Here is a 20088-nt window from a genome sequence, read left to right as displayed (position 1 = left end):
CAGGGACCGGGGCGCCCTTTTCCCGTCATCACCGGCGTCACGGGCTTGGCAGCGCGACAGATTCGGACGCCGGCGATTCGCCGTACTCGTTGACGGCCGTAATCCGGATGAAGCCGCTGGCGAGCGGCGAGACATACTCGAACCGGTTCGCGTTCACTTCGCCGATCCGCCGGAACCGGTTGCCGTCCTCGCTGAAATAGATCCGGTATTTCTCCACGCGTTCGGCGTCCGGATTCGGATTCCAGCTGACGGAGAAGCCGATATCGGTCCGCTCGACCGCGAGCCCGCGCGGCGCCGAAGGTTCGGCGCCGTAGGGTTCCTGCGCGGTTCCGCCGTCCGGTACAGGCTCCTGATGCTGCGGAACCTGCGCCGGATCCTGCGGCGTCTGCTGCGGATCCTGCGGCAGGAACGGCGGTGTTTGCGGGCCGTACGGCATTTCCGATTGCCCGGGGGATCCGCCGCCCCAGGTGACGATGGCGCTCGGCGCCGATTCCCGTCCCGCGACGTCGACCGCCGTGACGTAATAGCTGTAGCGGTAGGACGGCGAGACATAATTGACGAACCGCAAGTTGTTGCCGTGGTAAATCGACTCTCCGGTCTTGACGAACGGGCCGCCGTTCAGCGAACGGTACAGCCGGTAGCCGACGACGTCTTCCTCCGGCGAACCCTTGAACGTGATGCGGACGGCGGACATGTCGTCCACTTCCTCCACCTTGAGCCCCGTCGGAGGCGAAGGATTGCGGCCGTCGTCGACGCGGGGATCCACCTTCGAAGGCGCGCTGAGGGCCGCGTCCTTCGGCAGGAAGTAGGAAAGCGGCTTCCGGCTCGACGCCGGCATCTTCGCCATCGCGGCCTCGATCTCTTCCATCAGCTCGTCGAGCGGTTTCTCCCGGACGATGAGCACCTTCTCCCGGATGAAATCTTCCGGCGTCGTCGGCTGGGGAATGTACAGCACGCCCTTGTACTCGACGACCCGCATCTTGACGAGTCCGTCTTCGCTCTCCTTCGGCAGATAATCCTCGTTGAACCAGTCCGTGACGAGCTTGCCGTATGCCCGGGTCAGCTCGGTCGGGCGCTTGCCGCTCACGCCGGACACCGTGGCCTTCACGACGCCCTCCGGCTGCGGGAACTCCTTCGTCGGAAACAGGTCGGGCCGGGCCTGCGTCACCTCGTTCATGATCTTCGCCCAGATGTGCTGGGCCCGGTAGCGCGCGTCGCCGGTCAACGTATGGATCGGCTTCTCGTAGCCCGCCCAAACGCCGAGCGTGATGTCCGGCGTGAACCCGATGAACCAGACGTCGCCGTAGCTTTGCGTCGATCCCGTCTTGCCGGCGATCGGAATCTCCTTGTTCGCGTATTCCCGACGTACGACGGAGCCGGTACCGTTCGTGATGACCGTGCGCAGCATGTCCGTGACGAGGAACGCCGTCCGTTCGGAGAACACCTGGACCGGGCGCGGTTTGTGCTCGTAGATCACCTTGCCGTTCGAGTCCGTGATCTTGCGGATCAGGAACGCGTCATGGAATACGCCGCCGTTCGGAATCGCGCCGTAGGCGTTCGTCAGCTCCTCGACCGTGACGCCGCGGCTCAGGCCTCCGATGACGCCCGTCTGGGCATAATCATCCTCCGGCTGCAGCGTCGTGATGCCCAGCTTGCGCACGAATTCCCACGCCTTCGGGATCGTCACCTTCTCCAGGAAGATTTTGAGCGCCGGCAGGTTCAGCGAGCGGTTGAGCGCCTCGCGCGCCGTCACGAGCCCGTTGTAGCCCCCGTGGGACGAATTGCCCCCCGAGTTCTTCGGCAAGTGGAAGCCCTTCTGGCCGTCCTTGAGCACGATCGGCGCGTCGTCCAGGATCGACGCCGGCTGGACGAGCCCCATCTCGATGGCGGGCAGGTAGGCGGCGATCGTCTTCATCGTCGAGCCCGGCTGGCGCGTCATCTGCGTCGCGAAATTCATCTGCTCCTCGTAGAAGTCGCGCCCCTCGATCATGCCGAGAATCGCGCCGGTCTTGTGGTCGATCATCATGGCCGCGACCTGCTCCATGCCCTTCTCCTCGTGGTCGGGGGAGAAGTTGTTCGGATCCGACGCGATCTTCCGCATCAGATCATAAACTTCCTTGTCGATCGTCGTATAAATATGGTAACCGCCGCGCAGCAGCTCTTCGCGCTTCTCCTCGAACCGGTAGGCGTATTCCGGGGAATGTTCCTTCAGTTCCGGATTTTCCAGCTCAAGCAAAATCTTGACGGCCTGGCGCTCGGCTTCGAGCATCAGGTACGGATAGGTGTTGTATGCCTTTTTCTCCGGTTTCGCGAACGAAGCGCGGATGTCGAAGGCCAACGCTTCTTCATATTCCTGCTTCGTGATGCGGCCCGTCTCGAGCATCCGCCGCAGGACGAGCTTCTGCCGGTTGATCGCGAGCTCGATGCCTTTCTCGTTGTACTCGCCCTTGCTCGTGAAGACCGAGTAGGCGGACGGCCGTTGCGGCAGCCCGGCCAGGAAGGCCGCCTGGGCGAGATTCAGGTCATGCAGGTCGTCGATGCCGAAGATGCCCTTGGCCGCCGCCTTGATGCCGTACAAATTGTAACCGGACGAACCGTTGCCGAACGGCACCTTGTTCAGATAGGCGGTCAGAATTTCCTGCTTCGACAGGAAGCGCTCGAGCCGGAGCGCAAGGAAAATCTCCCGCACTTTGCGGCTGTCCGTCACCTCGAGGGACAGGAACACGCGCCTTGCGAGCTGCTGGGTCAGCGTGCTGCCGCCCGTCTGGGTGTCTTCGTTCAGCACCTTCTGCTTGATGGCGCGGCCCAGCGCCCAGATGTCGACGCCCGGGTGCTTGAAGAAATCGTCGTCCTCGATCGCGAGCACCGCATCGATGACAACCTGCGGAATCTCGTCGAACTGGACGAGCTGCCGGTCCTCTTCGGTGCGCAGCTGGCCGATCGGCGTATCGTCGTTAAAGTAGACGTAACCCGTCACGTCATATTCGCCGATCTTGCTCTCGATATAGGAACGCGGCCGGACCGGTTCGTCCTTTACGAGGGAAGCGACGTAGCCGGTCACGGCGCCGCCGACGAACATGCCGGTGATGATGCCGAAGATGACGAGCCATTTGAAGGTCGCCCATACGGTGTAACCGAAAATCAGCCACCCTCTTTTCACGGACGACCGTTTGCCCATGTCCATATGGTTGTATCTCCCCCTCCGAGTCACGTCTACCATTATAGCACATTTTTGTGGGGGGCGACGCGCCGCGTCCGGTTGACGATCCCCGCGGGCGTGTGGTATAACGCAGGTGTCGGATTTGCATGACAGAAGATGTCGGCAGGACAGGCGATGACGGGAACGAGTAGCCGGCGGATGGCCGCATCCAGAGAGCCGGTGGGGGCTGCGAACCGGCTGCGGGCCGCCGCGCGAATTACCTCCCCGAGCCGGTCCGGCGAACGGGCGCCGTCCCGAGTAGCCGGACCCGGTTGCGCCCGTTACAGCGCGCATCGAGCGAAAGCGTACGCCGTGCGGCGGCGCTTTAACGAGGGTGGTACCGCGGGTGGCACAGTCCTTCTCGTCCCTTGGGAGAAGGGCTTTTTTTGTTGATCCGCGGTCTGCATCGCCGCGCGGACGGACAGGAACGATACCGGTGAATGGAGGAGTCGGAAACATGTCGGAACGCACGGATCTCACGCCCGCCCAGCGGGCGGAAGTGGAGCGGCAGCTTGCGGTCATCCGCCGCGGCGTCGTGGAAATCGTGCCGGAGGAGGAGCTGGAGGCGAAGGTGGCCGAATCCGTCCGAACGGGGAGGCCGCTCAAGGTGAAGCTCGGCCTTGACCCGTCCGCGCCGGACATCCACATCGGTCATACGGTCGTGCTGCACAAGCTGAGGCAATTCCAGGAGCTCGGCCATCACGTCCAGCTCATCATCGGCGACTTCACCGGCCGGATCGGCGACCCGACCGGCAAATCCGAGACGCGCAAGCAGCTGTCCGAAGAAGACGTGAAGCGCAACGCCGAAACGTACCGGAAGCAGATCTTCAAGATCCTCGATCCGGACAGGACTTCGATCCATTACAATTCCGAATGGCTGGCGCCGATGACGTTTGCCGACGTGGTCGGGCTCGCCGCCAAGATGACGGTCGCCCGCATGCTCGAGCGGGACGATTTCACGAAGCGGTACCAGTCCGGCCAGCCGATCAGCATCCATGAATTCTTCTATCCGCTCATGCAGGGATACGATTCGGTGGCGCTGGAAAGCGACATCGAGCTCGGCGGGACCGACCAGAAGTTCAACCTGCTCATGGGCCGGATGCTGCAGAAGGAATACGGCAAGGCGCAGCAGGTCGCGATCATGCTGCCGCTGCTCGAAGGGCTCGACGGCGTGAACAAGATGAGCAAGAGCCTCGGCAATTACATCGGCATTGACGAAGACCCGAACGAGATTTACGGCAAGGCGATGTCCGTGCCGGACGAGCTGATGCTGAAATATTTCGAGCTCGCGACGGACATGACGCTCGAGGAACTGGAGGCGCTGCGGAGGGGACTTGAGGACGGTTCCGTCCATCCGCGCGATGCGAAGATGCGCCTGGCCCGCACGCTTGTCCGGCTGTATCACGGCGAAGAAGCGGCGGAGGCGGCGGAGCGGCATTTCGTGACCGTATTCCAGCAGCGCGAGCTGCCCGAGGACATCCCGGAAGTGGAACTTTCGGCCGGCGAGCTGGAGGACGGCGTGATCCGGATCGTAAAGCTGCTGACGGCGCTCGGGCTCCAGCAGTCCGGCAGCGAGGCGCGGCGCAGCGTGCAGCAGGGCGCAGTGCGGGTGAACGGGCGCCGGATCGAAGACCCGAACGAGCTCATCCGTCCGCAGGACGGCGACATCGTGCAGGTCGGCAAGCGGAAATTCGCAAAAATCCGGCTGGTTTGAACAAACCGCCGAAACGGCAAAAGGGCCGCCTTCCCCGGACAGGGGAAGGGGCCCTTGTTCGTTCCGGCCGGCATCAGCGGCTGTAGAACTCGACGATTTGACGTTCGTCAATGTCCTGCGACAGCTCGGAACGTTCCGGCAGCCGGACGTAGCGGCCTTCCATCGTCTGCTCGTTGTACTCGAGGTAAGCCGGCAGGTGGCGGCGAGCTTCAAGCGCTTCCTTGACCACCTTCAGGTTGCGGCTGCGCTCCCGCAGGCTGATGACGTCGCCCGGCTGAACCGTATACGACGGGATGTCGACCTTCCTGCCGTTGACCGTCACGTGGCCATGGGCGACCAGTTGACGCGCCGCCGGGCGGCTCGTCGCGAAGCCGAGGCGATAGACGAGATTGTCCAGCCGGCTCTCCAGCAGGATCATGAAGTTCTCGCCCACGATCCCTTTCATCTTGGAGGCCCTTTCGAAGAGGTTGCGGAACTGTCTCTCGCTCAGACCGTACATGAAGCGCAGCTTTTGCTTTTCCTGCAGCTGCAGGCCGTAGCCGCTCAGCTTGCGGCGCTGGCCCGGGCCGTGTTGTCCCGGCGGATAGGGCCGCTTCAGTTCCTTGCCGGTGCCGCTCAGCGAAATGCCGAGCCGACGGCTCAATTTGAATCTGGGTCCAGTGTAGCGTGCCATGTGTGTGAATGTTCTCCTTCTTCAAATGGTGGTTTGAAAAAGGGTAACGATTCGCCGACGCCGCCTTGCAACCGGACAAGCCGGTCCCAGCGGGCAGAATCCAGCCGCGGCCCGCCGGCGGCAACGCCGGGAGGGTGACACACAAACCGTAGCCCCATTCAACAATATAGATATTATAGAGAAATGCGGAACAATGTCAAGGCGCTTCTGGCGCTTTCCGTTCCTCCGACCGGCCGCGGACGCATCCGGTTTCCGGAGGCGGTGAATGCGGATGCCGTCGGAAGCATCTTCCCGATTAGGAAAAAGGTCCCGATCCTGCGTCCGCAGGGTTCGGCATGAAATGAAAAACTAGTGCAAAAAGATTAAAAATAAGGTATGATAGGGTTATTATGTGACCGGATGGAATCGAAAGGTTCCAACTTGAATCGCCGTATGCGGCAGGAAGGGTTGCCTATGCGCGATCACGAAGTCGACGGTTCGCCTTCCCCGGCCCGGAACGCGGGTGAAGAGCGAAATAGGCCGATCCGGCCGCTGCTTGCGGACAGTTTCGGGAAGTGGTTGGAAGAGATCAGGGACGGCAGGGCATGGTCCGGGTGCGCGTTTCTCCTGTTCGGCATCGATGGCGAAACGCTGGCGCGATCCGGCGACGTGCCGGAAGAAGCCGAAGCGGCGCTTCAGCATTGCGCGCTTCGGGCCGTCCGGTCCGGCGCCGCCGTGGAGGCGGACCGGACACCTGACGGAACCTTTCTGGCGGCGTATCCCGTGGCGGAGCCGGACAACCGGAGCATTTGCGCTGCGCTCGGGTTTGTCATGCCGTCCGATCTCGGAACGGATGCCTGCCGGTTGCTGACGGAATCCGGAGCCCTGCATTTCCGGGGCAAGCTCGCGTCCGCCGCGGAACATCGCCTGCTGCACCGCATCATGCTGTTCCAGCGGGAAGCCGACAAGATATGGAAGCGAAAAGATCTGCTTTACGACTCCGTGCGCAGGTTGCATGATCAGATCGACGTCCCGTCCCTGCTCAAGGAGATCATCCGCATCATCGAGACGCTGTTCCCCGGCGCGGAATTGGAACTGCACCTCTCCCAGGACCATGCGGCTGTCGACCGGCGCATCAAACCGCTTGTCTTCAAGCAGGGCGTCGACGAGATTTGCGCGCGTTCCTTCCTCGAAAGCCGCCCGATTACGGAATACGGCGAAGACGGATCGGTCGAGGTCGCCGTGCCGTTCTCCGGCAAGCAGGCGGTGTACGGCGTGCTGGATCTGAAGCTGAAGGCCGGGGAATGGAACGAAGCGGAGCTGCCCCACTTCGTCATGCTGGCGCAGGAAGCCGGATCCGCGTTCGAACATGCGAAGCTGTACGAGCAGTCGAATCAGCTCATCGCGGAATTGCAGCTCATCAATGACATGGCGAAGCGGCTCAACCGGTCGCTCCGTCCGCAAGAGATCTTCGAGTTCGTGACGACCGAGTTCCTGAACGTCTTCAAGGCCGAATTCTGCTGCGTGCTGCAATTCGACCGCGACGAGCGCCGGTTCGTCGTGGTGTCTTCCAACATACCGGAGCTGGTGAACGAGAGATTCCCGTCGGATTACGGTTTCTGCGGCGTCGTGATGCGGACGAGGGAACCGCTCATCATATCCGATTACAGGGAAACGGGCAACGTGCCATCGAAGCTGATGGAGATCACCGGGGCAAGGTCGCTCATCGCCTCGCCGATCTTCGTCGACGGAGAGGTCGGGGGCGTCATCCTGGTCGCCCACCGAAGCCCGAATTTCTTCTCGTACGACAATTACAAGCTGCTGCAGGTCATCTCGTCGCACGTCGGGCTTGCCGTCGCGAACGCCACGCTCCATGCCGCCGTCCGGCGAATGGTCATCACGGACCATCTGACCGGCCTGCACGCCCGGCATTACCTGAACGAGCAGATCCAGCTCAGGCAGCGCCAGGATCCCGCGGGCTCCCTGATTCTCGTCGATATCGATTATTTCAAGCGCGTGAACGATACCTACGGACATCAGATCGGCGACCGGATCCTGATCCAGGTGAGCCACGTCATCAAGTCCTGCATCCGCGAGACCGATATCGCGGCGCGATGGGGCGGCGAGGAGCTGGCCGTCTATCTGCCGCTCGTGCGCATCGATCAGGCGCTGCGCGTCGCCGAGCGGATCCGGCAGCGCGTCGAGGCGGAGACCGACCCGGACGTCACCGTCTCTTGCGGCGTGTCCGAATGGACGCGGGACGACGAGAAGATCAGCCCCGAGACGCTGTTCTACCGCGCCGACATGGCGCTCTACGCGGCCAAGAATCACGGCCGGAACAGGGTGATCGCCGGGTAGGCGGTCGCGGATCCTCCTGCGGCGCCGGACCGACCGGCTTTTTTGCTTTCGGATTCCTTCCGCATAACCGGGCGGACGGCGGGGACAGCCTATAGCGGAGAAACCCGGAAGTGCGGGAGGAATGTTGCATGAACCGCCGATTTCACATCCGCCGTTTCGGATGTTTGCTCGTCGCGCTGCTCGCGTCCGTTCAGGCCGGATGCGCCGGACCGGATGCGGATGAAAATCCGGAGAAGGTGCTCTCCGTCGCCTCCGCCGGACTGGAAGGGGTCGACCGGTATACCTTCCGGATCCGTTCGTTCGTTCGCTCCGGCGGAATCGAGCTGCAGGAGCTCGAATCCTGCGAGGGTGAGATCGCCGGCCATGCCGTGCGCGCGATCCGCAGCCTGTCCGGCGGGAGCGCGCGGGCGGCCGCCGCGGTCGAAACCCCGGCTTCCCGGCTGGCGGCGCTTGCGCGGGAGAGGGCGCGGGTCGAATTCGCCGACCGGGACGCGCGCCGCCTGATGCTGCGCGTGACGCTTGAGGGCGACGCGGCGGTGCGGCAGGTCAGGGAGAGGCTGGTGAAGCGGTTCGAACGGGCCGCGGAGCGGGCGGCATCCGAACGGTCGCTGCGGGCGGGCGCGGACGCCGGGGCCGCGGAAAGATACCGGGCGGCCGTCTCGCGGGAGACGGAGCGCTTCCGGCGGGAGCTGGCCGGCTTGCTGGACGGGCTCGAGGCGGAGATGACCGTGCTCGTCACGATCGACCGCAGGACGATGCTGCCGCTCGAGCTTGAGGAAACGACCGTGCTCCGGTACGAGGCGGGCGGCAGGAAGCGCACCGAAGAGCAGGTGACCCGGATGACGCTGGACGGCTTCAACGGAAGGCCTTCGTAACCCTCATGTTGCGGAAATTTGCGGGAGGTGGAGAAAATGCGGGATCCGCGGATGATCGAACTGGCGGACTTGCTGGCCGGCTACTCCATCGAGGTTCAGCCGGGCGAAAATGTGCTGATCGAGACGATCGACGGCGGGAAGGAGCTGGCCAGGGCGCTGGTCGAAGCCGTCGCGAAGCGCGGCGGCCGGCCGTTCGTCTCGTTCACCGACCGGTCCGTGCTGCGCGCCGTTCTGCATCATGCGACGCGCGAACAGCTCGAAGCGTGGGCGGCGTTCGACCTGGAGCGCATGCGCCGGATGCACGGCTATATCGGCATCCGTGCCGGCGACAACATCAGCGAGCTGGCCGACGTGCCAGAGGAGAACATGCGAATGTACGAACGGCTGTACATGAAGCCGGTACATCTCGAGCAGCGCGTCAAGCACACGAAATGGGTCGTCCTGCGCTGGCCCACGGCGTCGATGGCGCAGCTTGCGGGCATGAGCACGGAAGCGTTCGAAGATTTCTATTTCCGGGTGTGCAACCTCGATTACGCGAAGATGGAACGGGCGATGGAGCCGCTCAAGGCGCTGATGGAGCGCACCGACCGGGTGAGAATCACGGGCCCCGGCACCGATCTCGGCTTCTCGATCCGGGGCATCGGCGCGAAAACATGCTCGGGCAGGCGCAACATCCCCGACGGCGAGGTGTTTACGGCGCCGGTGCGCGATTCCGTGAACGGCACGATTACCTTCAATACGCCGAGCAACCGCGACGGATTCACGTTCGAGGGAATCCGGTTCACGTTCCGGGACGGCCGCATCGTCGATGCCGAAGCGAACGACACCGCGCGCCTCAACCGGATTCTGGACACCGACGAAGGAGCGCGATACATCGGCGAATTCAGCCTCGGGTTCCATCCGCACATCCTGCACCCGATGAACGATACGCTGTTCGACGAAAAAATCGCGGGCAGCCTCCATTTGACGCCGGGGCAGGCCTACGAGGAAACCGACAACGGCAACCGCTCCGCCATCCACTGGGATCTCGTGCTCATTCAACGTCCCGAGTACGGCGGCGGTGAGGTGTGGTTCGACGACCGGCTGATCCGCAAGGACGGCAGGTTTGTCATCCCCGAGCTGGAAGGGCTGAATCCGGAAAATTTGACGTAGATTGCCCGATCAAGCAGGTTCCTCTTGTAGACGGCGGGAAATCACGTTATCATGAAGGAAAGCTCAACCTTTTTCCTTTGGAGGGAATCGACATGTCCAACAATGCGGCAATCGTGGATATTTCCCAGACGGCCAACCGGTTCCGTTCGTCGATCGTGCTGCAAGCCGAGAACAAGTACATCGACGTCAAGAGCATTCTCGGCCTGTTCACGACGCTGGTGAGCGGCCATTCGTACGAGCTGCACGTGCACGGACCGGACGCCGAAGAGGCGAAGGCGGCGATGGCGGAGGTATTCGCGAAGCACAATCTGAACGTCAAGATCGTCTCGGACTGATTCCTCCCGCTCTCACCCTCCCGTCCCGTGTCCCCGGTCGCGGCCTGCGCGCCCGGACGCCCGAACTTGAGGTTGAGGTTGAGGTTTGCCCCGAATTCGTCTAATATATTTTTGTATAAGGCGGCGCGGGCGGCCGGAGGAGGGAGAGTACCGTGTCTTCACCGTCGGATGTCATGGTTCACCTGAATCAGAAGGCGCTCCTTCTTCTTCAGGAAGATGCGGATAAAATCGAGAAACTGATCAAGGTCCAGATGGACAATCTGACCACGCGCAAATGTCCGCTCTACGAGGAAGTGCTGGACACCCAGATGTACGGATTCTCGCGCGAGGTCGATTTTGCGGTCCGTGCCGGACTCATCAGCGAATCGATCGGCAAGCAGATGATCCAGACGCTGGAACGGAAACTTGCGTTGCTCTACGAAGCGCTGGGCGAAGGAAGGCCGCCTCGCTGAAGGCGGCCTTTCGTGCTTGGCTGTCCCTTACTTGCGAGCTTCCGGTTCCTTTCGATACAATGGGTACATATGGAAGCAGAGGAGATGACGAAGATGACCGACAACGTTCTCGGCGGCAACATTCGCATATCGGACGACGTCGTCGCCACGATCGCCGGGATGGCGGCGCTGGAGACGCCGGGCATCGCCGGCATGTCGGGCGGCATTTCGGAAGGGCTCGCCAAGCGGCTCAGCGGCAAAAATGCGCAAAAAGGCGTGACGGTCGAAGTCGGACAACTGGAAGCCGCCATCGATCTCCGCGTGATCGTGCAGTTCGGCATTCCGATCCATACGGTGTGCCGTCAGCTTCAGGACAATGTGCGTCAGGCCGTGGAGAACATGACCGGGCTTCGCGTCGTCGAGGTGAACGTGAAGGTGGAAGGCGTCGCGTTCAAGGACGAGGAGAAGGAGGAGACGCCGCAGCGCGTCAATTGATCAAGAGGTTCAAGCAAAGCGGGACGGTTCCCGGAAGGGAACGCGGTCCCGCTTTTTTGCCGCATGAGGCTCATCTCCGGCGCGCCTGGATCGTGGCGAACCTCGGAGCGTCGGGCCTCGTGCCGCGCGTCGCCTGTTCCTGTTCGAGCCGCGTTACCCGATTGTATTCCCGCGAGATGCTGAGCAGGATGCCGATCGACGCGAGCGTGACGATGATCGAAGAGCCGCCGTAACTGATGAGCGGCAGCGTTACGCCGGTGATCGGAATGGCTCCGATGACGCCGCCGATGTTGATGAACGCCTGGAATCCGATCATGCTCATGATGCCGACGCCGACGAGCGTGCCGTATGGATCCGGGCAGCGCAGCGCGATGACGAGGCCGCGCCAGATGAAGGCGAGATAGGTCAGCAGGAAGATGACCGATCCGATGAATCCGAATTCCTCGGCAATGACCGAGAAAATGAAGTCGTTGTACGGAAAGGGCAGATACTTCAGCTTTTGCACGCTGTGCCCGAATCCCGCGCCCGTCAGCCCGCCGTGCCCGAGCGCTTCGAGCGACTTGACCAGATGATAGCCGCTGCCCAGCTCGTCCTCCAGCGGATGGAGATACGAGGTGAGCCGGTCGATCCGGTACGACCATGTTTTGGGGTCCGTCAACATCGAGACGCTCACGAACGCCGTCATCAGGATCGCCGCGACCAGGCCGAGCACGGCGAGGTGCTTCAGCCTGGCGCCGCCGGTGAACAGGATGACCGACGCGAACACCGCCACCACCAAGGCGGAGCCGAGATCCGGCTGCAGCATGATGAGGATGCAAACGAACGCGATGACCAGCGCGACCGGCAGCAGGCCGCGCTTGAAATCGCGGAACCGCTCGTCCTTCTTGGTGATGACGGCGCCCAGGTACAGGATGAGCGCCAGCTTCGCGAATTCGGTCGGCTGGATGCCGAGCGGGCCGACGCCGAACCAGCTTCGCGCGCCGTTGCGCTCCACGCCGACGAACGGCACGAGCGCAAGCATGATCATCGCCGGAATGAAGAACAGCACATAGCCCCTTTTATACCGTCGGTACGGAATGTTCATCAGCACCAGCAGCAGAAACGTGCCCGCCGCGATCCAGACAAGCTGCCTTTTCGTGAAATAGAGCGGATCCCGGTTGAACACATCGGAGGCGAGCGTATAGTTCGAACTGGCGCTGAACACCATGACGAGCCCGAATCCGACCAGGAGCAGCGTCAGAATGAGCAGCGGGAAGTCCGGTCTGCCGCGCGGGCCGCTGTTCTGCTGCGCGTTCATGGAAATCCGCCGGTCAGCTCAGCAGCGTTTTCAGTTCATTCAGCCGCTGCTTCGCCGCGTTCAGGATCGGTTCGGGAATGGGCGATTCGTAGTCGAGTCCGTGCGGGAACGTCGCCTTGCCGATATAGACGTGCTCGATGGCCAGAATGGCGTCGGGAGATTCCAGCCTGCCTTCCACGGCGCGCGCGTTGATGCGAAGGTAGTAGTCGTCTCCGTTCGCCTTGTCTTCCAGCTTCAGATCGTAGGTCGCGCGGTTATATTCCCACTGCCAGCGTACGAACCCGAGCTTCTCCGCGGATTCGTCGAGATGTTCAAGATCGCAGGTGATGCCGTTCAGGCCGGTCTCTTCGAGAATCATGGATTGCGGTTCCTCCTTCGGTTGTGCCGGGCTGAATCTTGGGCCGGCGATTCTCTTAACTCATATTAGTATGTTTGACCCTGCGCGCGCAAGCCTGCAAGGCACGGCGAATTTCACACGGGAAGCCGGTTTTGATAAACTGATGGAGTGGAATCCTGCGGCGGCGGCCGGAAAGAGGAGGCGGAAGCATGCGGGAGAAGACGGGATCCGCCGGAGATCTGGCGCGGCTCCTGCCGGACATGACGGCATGGAGGCGGCATCTGCACATGCATCCGGAGCTGTCGTTCCGCGAGGTACGGACATCCGCCTGGATTGCGGAGCGGCTCAGGGAATTCGGATGCGACGAGGTGCGCACGGGCGTCGGCGGCACCGGAGTGGTCGCCGTCATCCGGGGATCGAGGCCCGGACCGGCGATCGCGCTTCGCGCCGACATCGACGCGCTGCCGATCCAGGATGAAAAGGACGTGCCCTACCGTTCGACCGTGCCCGGCGTCATGCACGCCTGCGGTCATGATGCGCACACGGCGGCGCTGCTCGGCGTCGCCGCCCACTACGCGGCTAAGCGGAACGGCATGGCCGGGGAACGGCGGCTCATCTTCCAACCGGCGGAGGAGATGACGCCCGGCGGGGCGGTCGGCATGATCGAAGGCGGGGCGCTGGACGGCGTGTCCGCCATTTACGGCGTCCATCTGTGGACGCCGTTGCCCGTCGGCACGGTGGCGAGCGCGCCGGGGCCGGTCATGGCGACCGAGGATGAGTTCGAGCTGGAGTTCCGGGGCAGGGGCGGCCACGGCGGCATGCCGCATGAGACGGTCGACGCGATCGCGGCCGGCGCCGCGTTTGTCCAGGGCGTGCAGACGATCGTCAGCCGGTCGGTCGATCCGCTCGAGCCGGCCGTCGTCTCGATCGGCATGTTCCATGCCGGCTCGGCACCGAACATCATCGCGGAGGTCTGCCGGCTGTCCGGAACCGTCCGCACGTTTGACATGAACGTGCGGGAGCGGGTGCGGGAGAGGCTGCAGGCTTCGGCGGAGGCGGTCTGCCGGCAGTTCGGCGCGGAATATTCGCTTGACTGGCGGCACGGCTACCCGCCGGTCGTCAACGACGAGCGGGAGGCGGAGCGGTTCTTCGCGGTGGCCCGCGGACTGTTCGGCGAGGAAGCGGTCCGGAGGATCCGGCCGTTCATGACCAGCGAAGATTTCGCCTACTATCTGCAGCGCGTTCCCGGCTGCTTCATGTTCGTCGGGGCGGGGAACGCGGAATGCGGCGCCGCCTGGCCGCACCATCATCCGCGATTCGACATCGACGAGCGGGCGATGCTGCAGGCGGCGCGGCTGCTCGTCGCGATGGCCGAGCATCGCGCGGAAGAAGCGGCGTCCGCGTGATGCGCGGCCGCGGTCGACGGCCGCACACGCCGTGTGACCTGGCTCGCCTGGCATTCATCGCTTCGTATGCCCCGCAGCCGATCCGGCAAGCCTAACGGAGGGCCGGCGCGCAGGCTGTGAGGCAAGATGGGCCGGCCGGCAATGATCCGTCTGAGGAGGGTAAGCCATGGCGAAGACGGTCAGGGACATCATGTCGACCAATCCCGTGACGGCGACGACGCAGGACAACATCTACGAATGCGCCCTGCTGATGAAGCGGCACGACATCGGATTCGTGCCGATCGTCGACGGCCGCAGGCTGGTCGGCGTCGTGACGGACCGCGACCTCGTCGTCCGCGGTTATGCGGAGAAGCACTCGGGATCGACTTCCGTGACCGAAGTGATGACGACGGATGTCCGCACGGTGCCTTCTTCGATGAGCGTCGACGAGTGCGCGCGGATGATGGCCGAGAACCAGATCCGGCGTCTGCCGGTCGTGGACAACGGCGATCTGGTCGGCGTCGTCTCGATCGGCGACCTGGCGGTCCGCGAGATCTTCGTCAACGAAGCGGGCGAAGCGCTCAGCGCCATCTCCGAGCACGAACACCGCGAGCCGTCGGCGGTCCATTGACGGACGGGGCCCTTCGGCTTACCGCCGAAGGGAGTTTCCCCGCGGGGGAACCCGAACATTCCGGTGATGGCGATATCGGATTTCTTCGCATCAATGGAGGCATACATACATCATGGGCATTGACATATCGCCAGGGTGGCGGCGGATGGCGGGCCTGCTGCTGCTCGCCGCGGCCATTTCGGCCGCCGCGGGTTGCGCGGCCGGGAACGAACGGACGGGAGCATGGGAGTCCGTATGGGATGACTATCCGGAACTGCGCGGCAAGAAGGCCGAGGAAGCGGTCGTGGAGCGCGTGATCGACGGCGACACGTTCGTGACCCGCGAAGGCTGGCGGGTGCGGCTGATCGGCGTGAACGCGCCGGAAATTTCCGGACCCGTCGAATACTTCGGGAGGGAAGCCGCCGACTACGCGAAGCGCATGCTCACCGGACAGCTCGTCTGGATGTTCCGCGACGTGTCGGAGACCGACCGCTACGGCCGCCTGCTGCGGTTCGTTTTTCTTCCGGGAGACCGGCTCATGTTCAACGAACGGCTCGTCCTGGAAGGGTACGCGAATGCGGCGACCTATCCGCCCGACGTCAGCCTCGCGGACCGGTTCCGCGAGGCGGAGCGCAAGGCGCGGGAAGCCGAAGCGGGCCTCTGGGGCGACGGGGCGGCGGAGGCGGCCGAATCCGCATCCGGCGGGGAGCCGGCGGACGGAGGCGGCGCAGCCGGCGCTTCGGACGTCGCGCGGTCGAATGCCTGTCCGTCGCCCGCCATCAAGGGCAACATCAACTCGCGAGGCGAGAAAATCTATCACGTCCCCGGCAGCCGCCATTACGACCGGACGATCGCGGAGGTCTGGTTCTGCACCGAGGAAGAGGCGGAAGCGGCGGGATTCCGCGCGCCGAAGAACGGTTGACGTCCGGCGGCGGACAGAGGGTCCCCTGCGGTCGGATGGCAGGGGACCCGTCTTGTGCAAAAACCCGGATATTCGGGCTTTTCCCGTTCGGGTTGTCCGCCCGCGGCAGCCCCTGCCCCAACCGGGCAAGGCGACCCGCTGCGGCAAACCCGGCAGCGGCATCCCGCATTGCGCCGGAGTTGCGGGCCGGATCGTGCGTTCCGGCGGAGGTTGCCGATTGCCCGGCGGGCATGGGCCCGCTTTTTCTTTTAAATTCGGCCGGCATAAAAAGAATGCCCCGCTCCCATACTGTTACCAAAACGTGTGAGGTGGGATGCGATGCATGCGGCCGGCGGTCCGCTGATAATCCAGGGCGATGATTGCGTGCTGCTGGATGCCCGTCATCCGGACGCCGGGGCGGCGCGCGAACAGTTGGCCCGCTTCGCCGAACCCGTGAAGCGGCCGGGGGATCTGCACACCTACCGGATCACGCCGCTCTCCGTCTGGAACGCGGTGGCATCCGGCCTTACGGCGGAAGAAATGGCGGATGTCCTGATCGCCTGGAGCCGATACGATGTGTCCGCGCGGTTGCTCGAGCGGATCGGCGTCTGGGCGGGGCGATACGGCAAAATCACGCTGGAAGCGGACGGAGACGGCGAAGAATCGCTGGTCCTGACGGTCGACGGCGGCATCGCCGAAGAACTTTGCGGGCTCGGCCTGCTGCCGGGTCGCGGCGAGCCGGCGGAGGACGGACGGGTCCGCTGGCGCGTGCCGGCCGGGCGCCGCGGAGAGCTCAAGCGGGAGCTGGCGAGGCAGGGGTATCCGGTGCTCGACCTTGCGGGGTACCGCCGGGGCGGACGGCTTGCGGTCGAACTCCGGACCGTGACGAGATCGGGCGCGCCCTTCCGCCTGCGCGACTATCAGGAGCGCGCAGTCGAGCTGTTCTGCGGGGAGGGGGGAAGCGGCGTCATCGTGCTGCCCTGCGGCGCGGGGAAGACCATCGTCGGCGTCGCGGCGCTCGCGAGGCTGCAATGCGAAGCGCTCATCCTGACTCCCGGTGTGACGGCGGCGCGGCAATGGCGGTCCGAGCTGCTCGACAAAACGACGCTGACGGAGCGCGACATCGGCGTGTACGCGGGCGAAGAACGCGAGGTGCGCCCGGTGACGATCGCGACCTATCCGATCCTGACCACGCGGAGTCCGAAATCGGAAGACTACCGCCACATGAGGCTGTTCGGCGAGCGGGACTGGGGACTCATCATCTATGACGAAGTGCATCTGCTTCCCGCGCCGGTGTTCCGCATGACGGCCGACCTGCAGGCGAGGCGGCGGCTGGGATTGACGGCGACCCTCGTCCGCGAAGACGGGCGGGAAGAGGACGTGTTCTCGCTGATCGGCCCGAAGCGGTTCGATCTGTTCTGGAAGACGCTGGAGACCAGGGGATGGATCGCCCGGGTGTCGTGCACGGAGATCCGCATCCCGCTCGATCCGTCCGCCGCCGCGGAGTACGCGTCCGCCGGCCCGCGGGCGCGCATCCGGATCGCGGCCGAGAATCCCGCGAAGCTGCGCGTCGTCCGGGAGCTTCTCGACCGCCATGCGGGGCAGCCGGTGCTGATCATCGGTCAGTATCTGCGCCAGCTGCGGCAGATGGCGGCCGCCTGGGGAGTGCCGCTGATCACGGGCGAGGTCGGCCATGAAGAGCGCGAGCGGCTGTACGCCCGCTTCCGCCGCGGCGAGGAACCGGTCCTGATTGTCTCGAAGGTGGCCAATCTCGCCGTCGACCTGCCGGACGCCGCCGTCGCCGTGCAGGTCTCGGGCAGCTTCGGCTCGCGCCAGGAGGAGGCGCAGCGGATCGGGCGCATCATGCGGCCGAAACCGGGGACGAACGAATGCTGGTTCTACACCGTCGTGACCGAGGGGACGAAGGAGGAGGAATACGCGCGCCGGCGTCAGCTTTTCCTGGCCGAACAGGGCTACAGCTACCGGATCGTGCGGCGGCCGGAGGCGGGCGCGGACGGAACGGAGGCGGCGAAATGCTGACGCGCGAATGGCTGCGGAGACTGCCGCCCGGGGCCGATGACCGGTTCGCCGCCGAGCCGCCCTGGAACGGGGGCGGGGAAGGCGGCTGCTGGGCCGAGCGCGCGGTCCGTCCGGAGGAGACGGCGAAGGCGGTCGCCGCCATGGGCCGCGGGACGGCCGACGCGCTGCGGGCGATCCTGATCCGGTTCGGTTCGCTGCCCTTCGAACCGGAGCAGTTCGAAGCGGCGGCCGGAGAGGCGGGCCTGTCATCCGGAAGGGCCGCGCGGGTGCTCGAACGGCTGCGCGCGGCCGGCATCGTGTTCACGGTGCGCAAAACCTGGGGAGACCGGCTTCATTTCGTCGCGTCCGACGCGATGGCCGCGTGGACGGCGGCGCTGCTTCCGGCGGATGTGCGTCCGCTCGCGGACGGCCGGAAATCCGCGCGTCCGCTGCAGGATTACCGGGAACCGTTCGGCCTGCAGCTCATGCAGATGCTCGCCGAATGGGCCAAACGGGGCGTTGTCATTCCGGCGGACGGCTCCGTTCCGGCCCAGGCGGCGGCCGCCGCCGCGGCCAGGCTGTCGTTCGGGCCGGAAGCGCTCGAGCCGTTTGCGGAACGCTTCGGCCCGAACGGCCGGCATACATCGCCGCTCAGGCTCGGGTTGGCCGCGGCGCTTCACCTCGGCCTGCTGGCGCCGACCGGCGGCCGGCTCGCCTGGCGCCGGGATGCGCTGGCCGCCTGGCTCGCGGAGGAGGCCGGACGCCGCGAACGGGATCTGCTCGCGTTCGTGACGGACCGTCTCGCAGCCAGCGACGCGCGCTTCATGCACGCCGGCGCGCTGCTCAGGTCCCTCGCGGGCGGCGCCTGGTATCCGGCCGAAGGCATCGATGCCTGGTTTGCGCGGCACGTTCCGGAAGCGGCGGCGCACTGGCGCGTCTGGGCCGGGCTGCTCGCCGAACTCGGCTGGATGCAGACCGGCGTCACGGCGGAGGGCAAGCCGGCCGTCCGCTGGCTGATCGACCCGCAGGATCCCGGGACGTCCGCCGGCGCGGCGGAGCCGTCCGGGCGAATCCGCTTCATGCCCGGCGCGGAGCTCGCCGTGCCGCCCGATCTCGACCTGAGGCTCCGGTGGGAGCTGGAGCTCCTTGCAGACCGGACGCAGCCCGGGCCGATGGCGGGCATGCGCCTTTCGGCCGAATCGTACGTGCGCTGGATCGAGGACGGCCGCACGGCCGAAGAAGCGCTGGAGCTGCTGGAGGAGGCCGGAGGATGTGCCGTTCCGGATGATCTGGAGCGGCTGATCCGGGAATGGGACGGATCGGCCGGGCGGATCGCGTTCCGGGAAGCGCTGCTGCTCGTCTGCGACGACCGGGCCGTCGCGGACCGGGCCGCCGCGGAGCCGGCGGTGGCAGAGCGGCTGGGCGAACGGATCGGCGACCGGCATTTCCTGATCGACCGCCGGCATGCGGCGGAACTCCGCCGACTGCTCGCGAAGGCCGGCATTCCGGCGCGCTCCGGAATCGCCGGTTCGAACGCAGGAGAGCGGGAACCGTATCCGGCCGTGCGGAGGTCCGGCGCCGGCGACGGGACGGCGCCTTGCGCCGCGGGAGACGACGTCACGGCGATCGCCGCCGGGCTGCTGACCGGACTCCGGCTGGAGCGGTATGCGCCGGATCCGGAGATTCGGCCGTCCGCGGCGGATCCCGCGCTTCCCGCCGGGGACGGCCGGAGCGCGTTCCCGCCGCCGCCCGCGTCCGGCTTCGCGGAGCCGTTGCGCGCCGGAGCGGCCGAATCACGACGGGCCGAATCCGCATCCGGCGGCGCCGGGCGCAGGCGCGCGGCCCGGTCGGCCGAATCGTCCGCGCCGGACTCCGCCGACGGCGCCGTCGAACGTGCGGTCCGGCCGTCCGACCCCTCCCCGGATCCCGGCGCCATCGGAAGGAACCCGCGGCCCGCCGTTTCCGCCCCGCCGCCGGGCGGCGACGCGCGGATGCGGGCGATCCGCGCCTCCGGTCTGCCCGCGCATTGGTTCGGCACGCCGCGCCGCGTCCATCCGTCCACCCGGCGCGAAATGGTGCGGCGGGCAATCGAGATCGGCGCGGCCGTCCGGATCGTCCGCGGGGGAGCGGCGATGGACGTTTGGCCGGAGCGGCTGGAGGAGACGGACGACGGCTGGCGGTTTTTCGGCCGGCCCGCGGATGCCTCCGATCCGTCGGCCCGCGTCTCGCTGGATGGAAATTCGTGGTCCGAGATGGCGCTCGTTCTCCCCGAATGGATCGGCGAGAGGAAATAACCATTCGAATTTGCCCCCGTGGAATGGTATGATA

Annotated in this window: 16 protein-coding genes and 1 other annotated feature; of the genes, 12 read left to right on the top strand and 4 right to left on the bottom strand. The window is 65.1% G+C overall.

Annotated elements, in window-relative coordinates; all coding sequences use genetic code 11:
- Positions 1 to 37: 37 nt before the first annotated feature.
- Positions 38 to 3184, bottom strand: coding sequence for a transglycosylase domain-containing protein (locus A9Z00_RS04635; RefSeq protein ID WP_296974976.1), 3147 nt, complete (start codon positions 3182 to 3184; stop codon positions 38 to 40).
- Positions 3185 to 3325: 141 nt separating this feature from the next.
- Positions 3326 to 3571: a binding site (T-box leader), on the top strand.
- An 85-nt stretch (positions 3572 to 3656) separates the two neighbouring features.
- Here A9Z00_RS04635 and tyrS point away from each other — a divergent pair.
- On the top strand, positions 3657 to 4913 hold the full coding sequence (gene tyrS / locus A9Z00_RS04630; RefSeq protein WP_296974973.1) for a tyrosine--tRNA ligase: 1257 nt from the start codon (positions 3657 to 3659) through the stop codon (positions 4911 to 4913).
- Positions 4914 to 4986: 73 nt separating this feature from the next.
- Here tyrS and rpsD read toward each other — a convergent pair whose 3' ends face one another.
- A complete protein-coding gene (gene rpsD / locus A9Z00_RS04625) occupies positions 4987 to 5586 on the bottom strand; it encodes a 30S ribosomal protein S4 (RefSeq protein WP_296974970.1) in 600 nt (199 codons plus the stop codon).
- Between the two features lie 453 nt (positions 5587 to 6039).
- Here rpsD and A9Z00_RS04620 point away from each other — a divergent pair, with 453 nt between their 5' ends.
- From A9Z00_RS04620 to A9Z00_RS04595, 6 genes are all read left to right on the top strand, one after another.
- Positions 6040 to 7923, top strand: a complete 1884-nt coding sequence (locus A9Z00_RS04620) for a sensor domain-containing diguanylate cyclase (protein ID WP_296974967.1) — start codon at positions 6040 to 6042, stop codon at positions 7921 to 7923.
- Between the two features lie 128 nt (positions 7924 to 8051).
- Entirely contained in the window at positions 8052 to 8798 is a 747-nt protein-coding gene (locus tag A9Z00_RS04615) for a hypothetical protein (RefSeq protein ID WP_296974964.1), read from the top strand.
- Between the two features lie 36 nt (positions 8799 to 8834).
- Positions 8835 to 9950: an aminopeptidase gene (locus A9Z00_RS04610; protein ID WP_296974962.1), complete on the top strand. Its 1116-nt coding sequence runs from the start codon at positions 8835 to 8837 to the stop codon at positions 9948 to 9950.
- A 92-nt stretch (positions 9951 to 10042) separates the two neighbouring features.
- On the top strand, positions 10043 to 10285 hold the full coding sequence (locus A9Z00_RS04605; protein WP_296974959.1) for an HPr family phosphocarrier protein: 243 nt from the start codon (positions 10043 to 10045) through the stop codon (positions 10283 to 10285).
- 173 nt (positions 10286 to 10458) lie between these two features.
- Positions 10459 to 10737 (top strand): Fpa/YlaN family protein, encoded by a 279-nt coding sequence (locus tag A9Z00_RS04600; protein WP_296975027.1) that lies wholly within the window; start codon positions 10459 to 10461, stop codon positions 10735 to 10737.
- 93 nt (positions 10738 to 10830) lie between these two features.
- Positions 10831 to 11211, top strand: a complete 381-nt coding sequence (locus A9Z00_RS04595) for an Asp23/Gls24 family envelope stress response protein (protein ID WP_296974956.1) — start codon at positions 10831 to 10833, stop codon at positions 11209 to 11211.
- 70 nt (positions 11212 to 11281) lie between these two features.
- On the opposite strand, the gene ftsW is transcribed toward A9Z00_RS04595, so the two are convergent.
- Positions 11282 to 12508 (bottom strand): putative lipid II flippase FtsW, encoded by a 1227-nt coding sequence (ftsW, locus tag A9Z00_RS04590; RefSeq protein ID WP_296974954.1) that lies wholly within the window; start codon positions 12506 to 12508, stop codon positions 11282 to 11284.
- Positions 12509 to 12521: 13 nt separating this feature from the next.
- Positions 12522 to 12866, bottom strand: a complete 345-nt coding sequence (locus A9Z00_RS04585) for a YugN family protein (RefSeq protein WP_296974952.1) — start codon at positions 12864 to 12866, stop codon at positions 12522 to 12524.
- Between the two features lie 188 nt (positions 12867 to 13054).
- On the opposite strand from A9Z00_RS04585, the gene A9Z00_RS04580 reads away from it, so the two are divergent.
- The 5 genes from A9Z00_RS04580 (at position 13055) to A9Z00_RS04560 (ending at position 20054) form a co-directional block, all read left to right on the top strand.
- Positions 13055 to 14251 (top strand): M20 metallopeptidase family protein, encoded by a 1197-nt coding sequence (locus A9Z00_RS04580; RefSeq protein ID WP_296974950.1) that lies wholly within the window; start codon positions 13055 to 13057, stop codon positions 14249 to 14251.
- Positions 14252 to 14417: 166 nt separating this feature from the next.
- Positions 14418 to 14861: a CBS domain-containing protein gene (locus tag A9Z00_RS04575; RefSeq protein ID WP_296974948.1), complete on the top strand. Its 444-nt coding sequence runs from the start codon at positions 14418 to 14420 to the stop codon at positions 14859 to 14861.
- A 145-nt stretch (positions 14862 to 15006) separates the two neighbouring features.
- Entirely contained in the window at positions 15007 to 15762 is a 756-nt protein-coding gene (locus A9Z00_RS04570) for a thermonuclease family protein (protein WP_296974946.1), read from the top strand.
- A gap of 318 nt (positions 15763 to 16080) precedes the next feature.
- A complete protein-coding gene (locus A9Z00_RS04565; protein WP_296974944.1) occupies positions 16081 to 17781 on the top strand; it encodes a DNA repair helicase XPB in 1701 nt (566 codons plus the stop codon).
- Positions 17775 to 20054: a helicase-associated domain-containing protein gene (locus A9Z00_RS04560; protein WP_296974942.1), complete on the top strand. Its 2280-nt coding sequence runs from the start codon at positions 17775 to 17777 to the stop codon at positions 20052 to 20054. The genes A9Z00_RS04565 and A9Z00_RS04560 overlap by 7 nt, the downstream gene beginning before the upstream one ends.
- The last annotated feature ends 34 nt before the right edge of the window (positions 20055 to 20088 follow it).

Origin of the sequence: Thermobacillus sp. ZCTH02-B1 (genome assembly GCF_002159085.1) — a bacterium.
In the GTDB taxonomy this organism is placed as follows: domain Bacteria; phylum Bacillota; class Bacilli; order Paenibacillales; family Paenibacillaceae; genus Thermobacillus.
Note: the sequence above shows the minus strand (reverse complement) of the source record. Positions and strands in the feature narration are given on the sequence as shown.

Bases quoted from the DNA above. Each gene is read 5' to 3' on its own strand.
- A9Z00_RS04635 (WP_296974976.1), bottom strand. From the start codon at position 3,184: ATGGACATGGGCAAACGGTCGTCCGTGAAAAGAGGGTGGCTGATTTTC.
- tyrS (WP_296974973.1), top strand. From the start codon at position 3,657: ATGTCGGAACGCACGGATCTCACGCCCGCCCAGCGGGCGGAAGTGGAG.
- rpsD (WP_296974970.1), bottom strand. From the start codon at position 5,586: ATGGCACGCTACACTGGACCCAGATTCAAATTGAGCCGTCGGCTCGGC.
- A9Z00_RS04620 (WP_296974967.1), top strand. From the start codon at position 6,040: ATGCGCGATCACGAAGTCGACGGTTCGCCTTCCCCGGCCCGGAACGCG.
- A9Z00_RS04615 (WP_296974964.1), top strand. From the start codon at position 8,052: ATGAACCGCCGATTTCACATCCGCCGTTTCGGATGTTTGCTCGTCGCG.
- A9Z00_RS04610 (WP_296974962.1), top strand. From the start codon at position 8,835: ATGCGGGATCCGCGGATGATCGAACTGGCGGACTTGCTGGCCGGCTAC.
- A9Z00_RS04605 (WP_296974959.1), top strand. From the start codon at position 10,043: ATGTCCAACAATGCGGCAATCGTGGATATTTCCCAGACGGCCAACCGG.
- A9Z00_RS04600 (WP_296975027.1), top strand. From the start codon at position 10,459: ATGGTTCACCTGAATCAGAAGGCGCTCCTTCTTCTTCAGGAAGATGCG.
- A9Z00_RS04595 (WP_296974956.1), top strand. From the start codon at position 10,831: ATGACCGACAACGTTCTCGGCGGCAACATTCGCATATCGGACGACGTC.
- ftsW (WP_296974954.1), bottom strand. From the start codon at position 12,508: ATGAACGCGCAGCAGAACAGCGGCCCGCGCGGCAGACCGGACTTCCCG.
- A9Z00_RS04585 (WP_296974952.1), bottom strand. From the start codon at position 12,866: ATGATTCTCGAAGAGACCGGCCTGAACGGCATCACCTGCGATCTTGAA.
- A9Z00_RS04580 (WP_296974950.1), top strand. From the start codon at position 13,055: ATGCGGGAGAAGACGGGATCCGCCGGAGATCTGGCGCGGCTCCTGCCG.
- A9Z00_RS04575 (WP_296974948.1), top strand. From the start codon at position 14,418: ATGGCGAAGACGGTCAGGGACATCATGTCGACCAATCCCGTGACGGCG.
- A9Z00_RS04570 (WP_296974946.1), top strand. From the start codon at position 15,007: ATGGCGGGCCTGCTGCTGCTCGCCGCGGCCATTTCGGCCGCCGCGGGT.
- A9Z00_RS04565 (WP_296974944.1), top strand. From the start codon at position 16,081: ATGCATGCGGCCGGCGGTCCGCTGATAATCCAGGGCGATGATTGCGTG.
- A9Z00_RS04560 (WP_296974942.1), top strand. From the start codon at position 17,775: ATGCTGACGCGCGAATGGCTGCGGAGACTGCCGCCCGGGGCCGATGAC.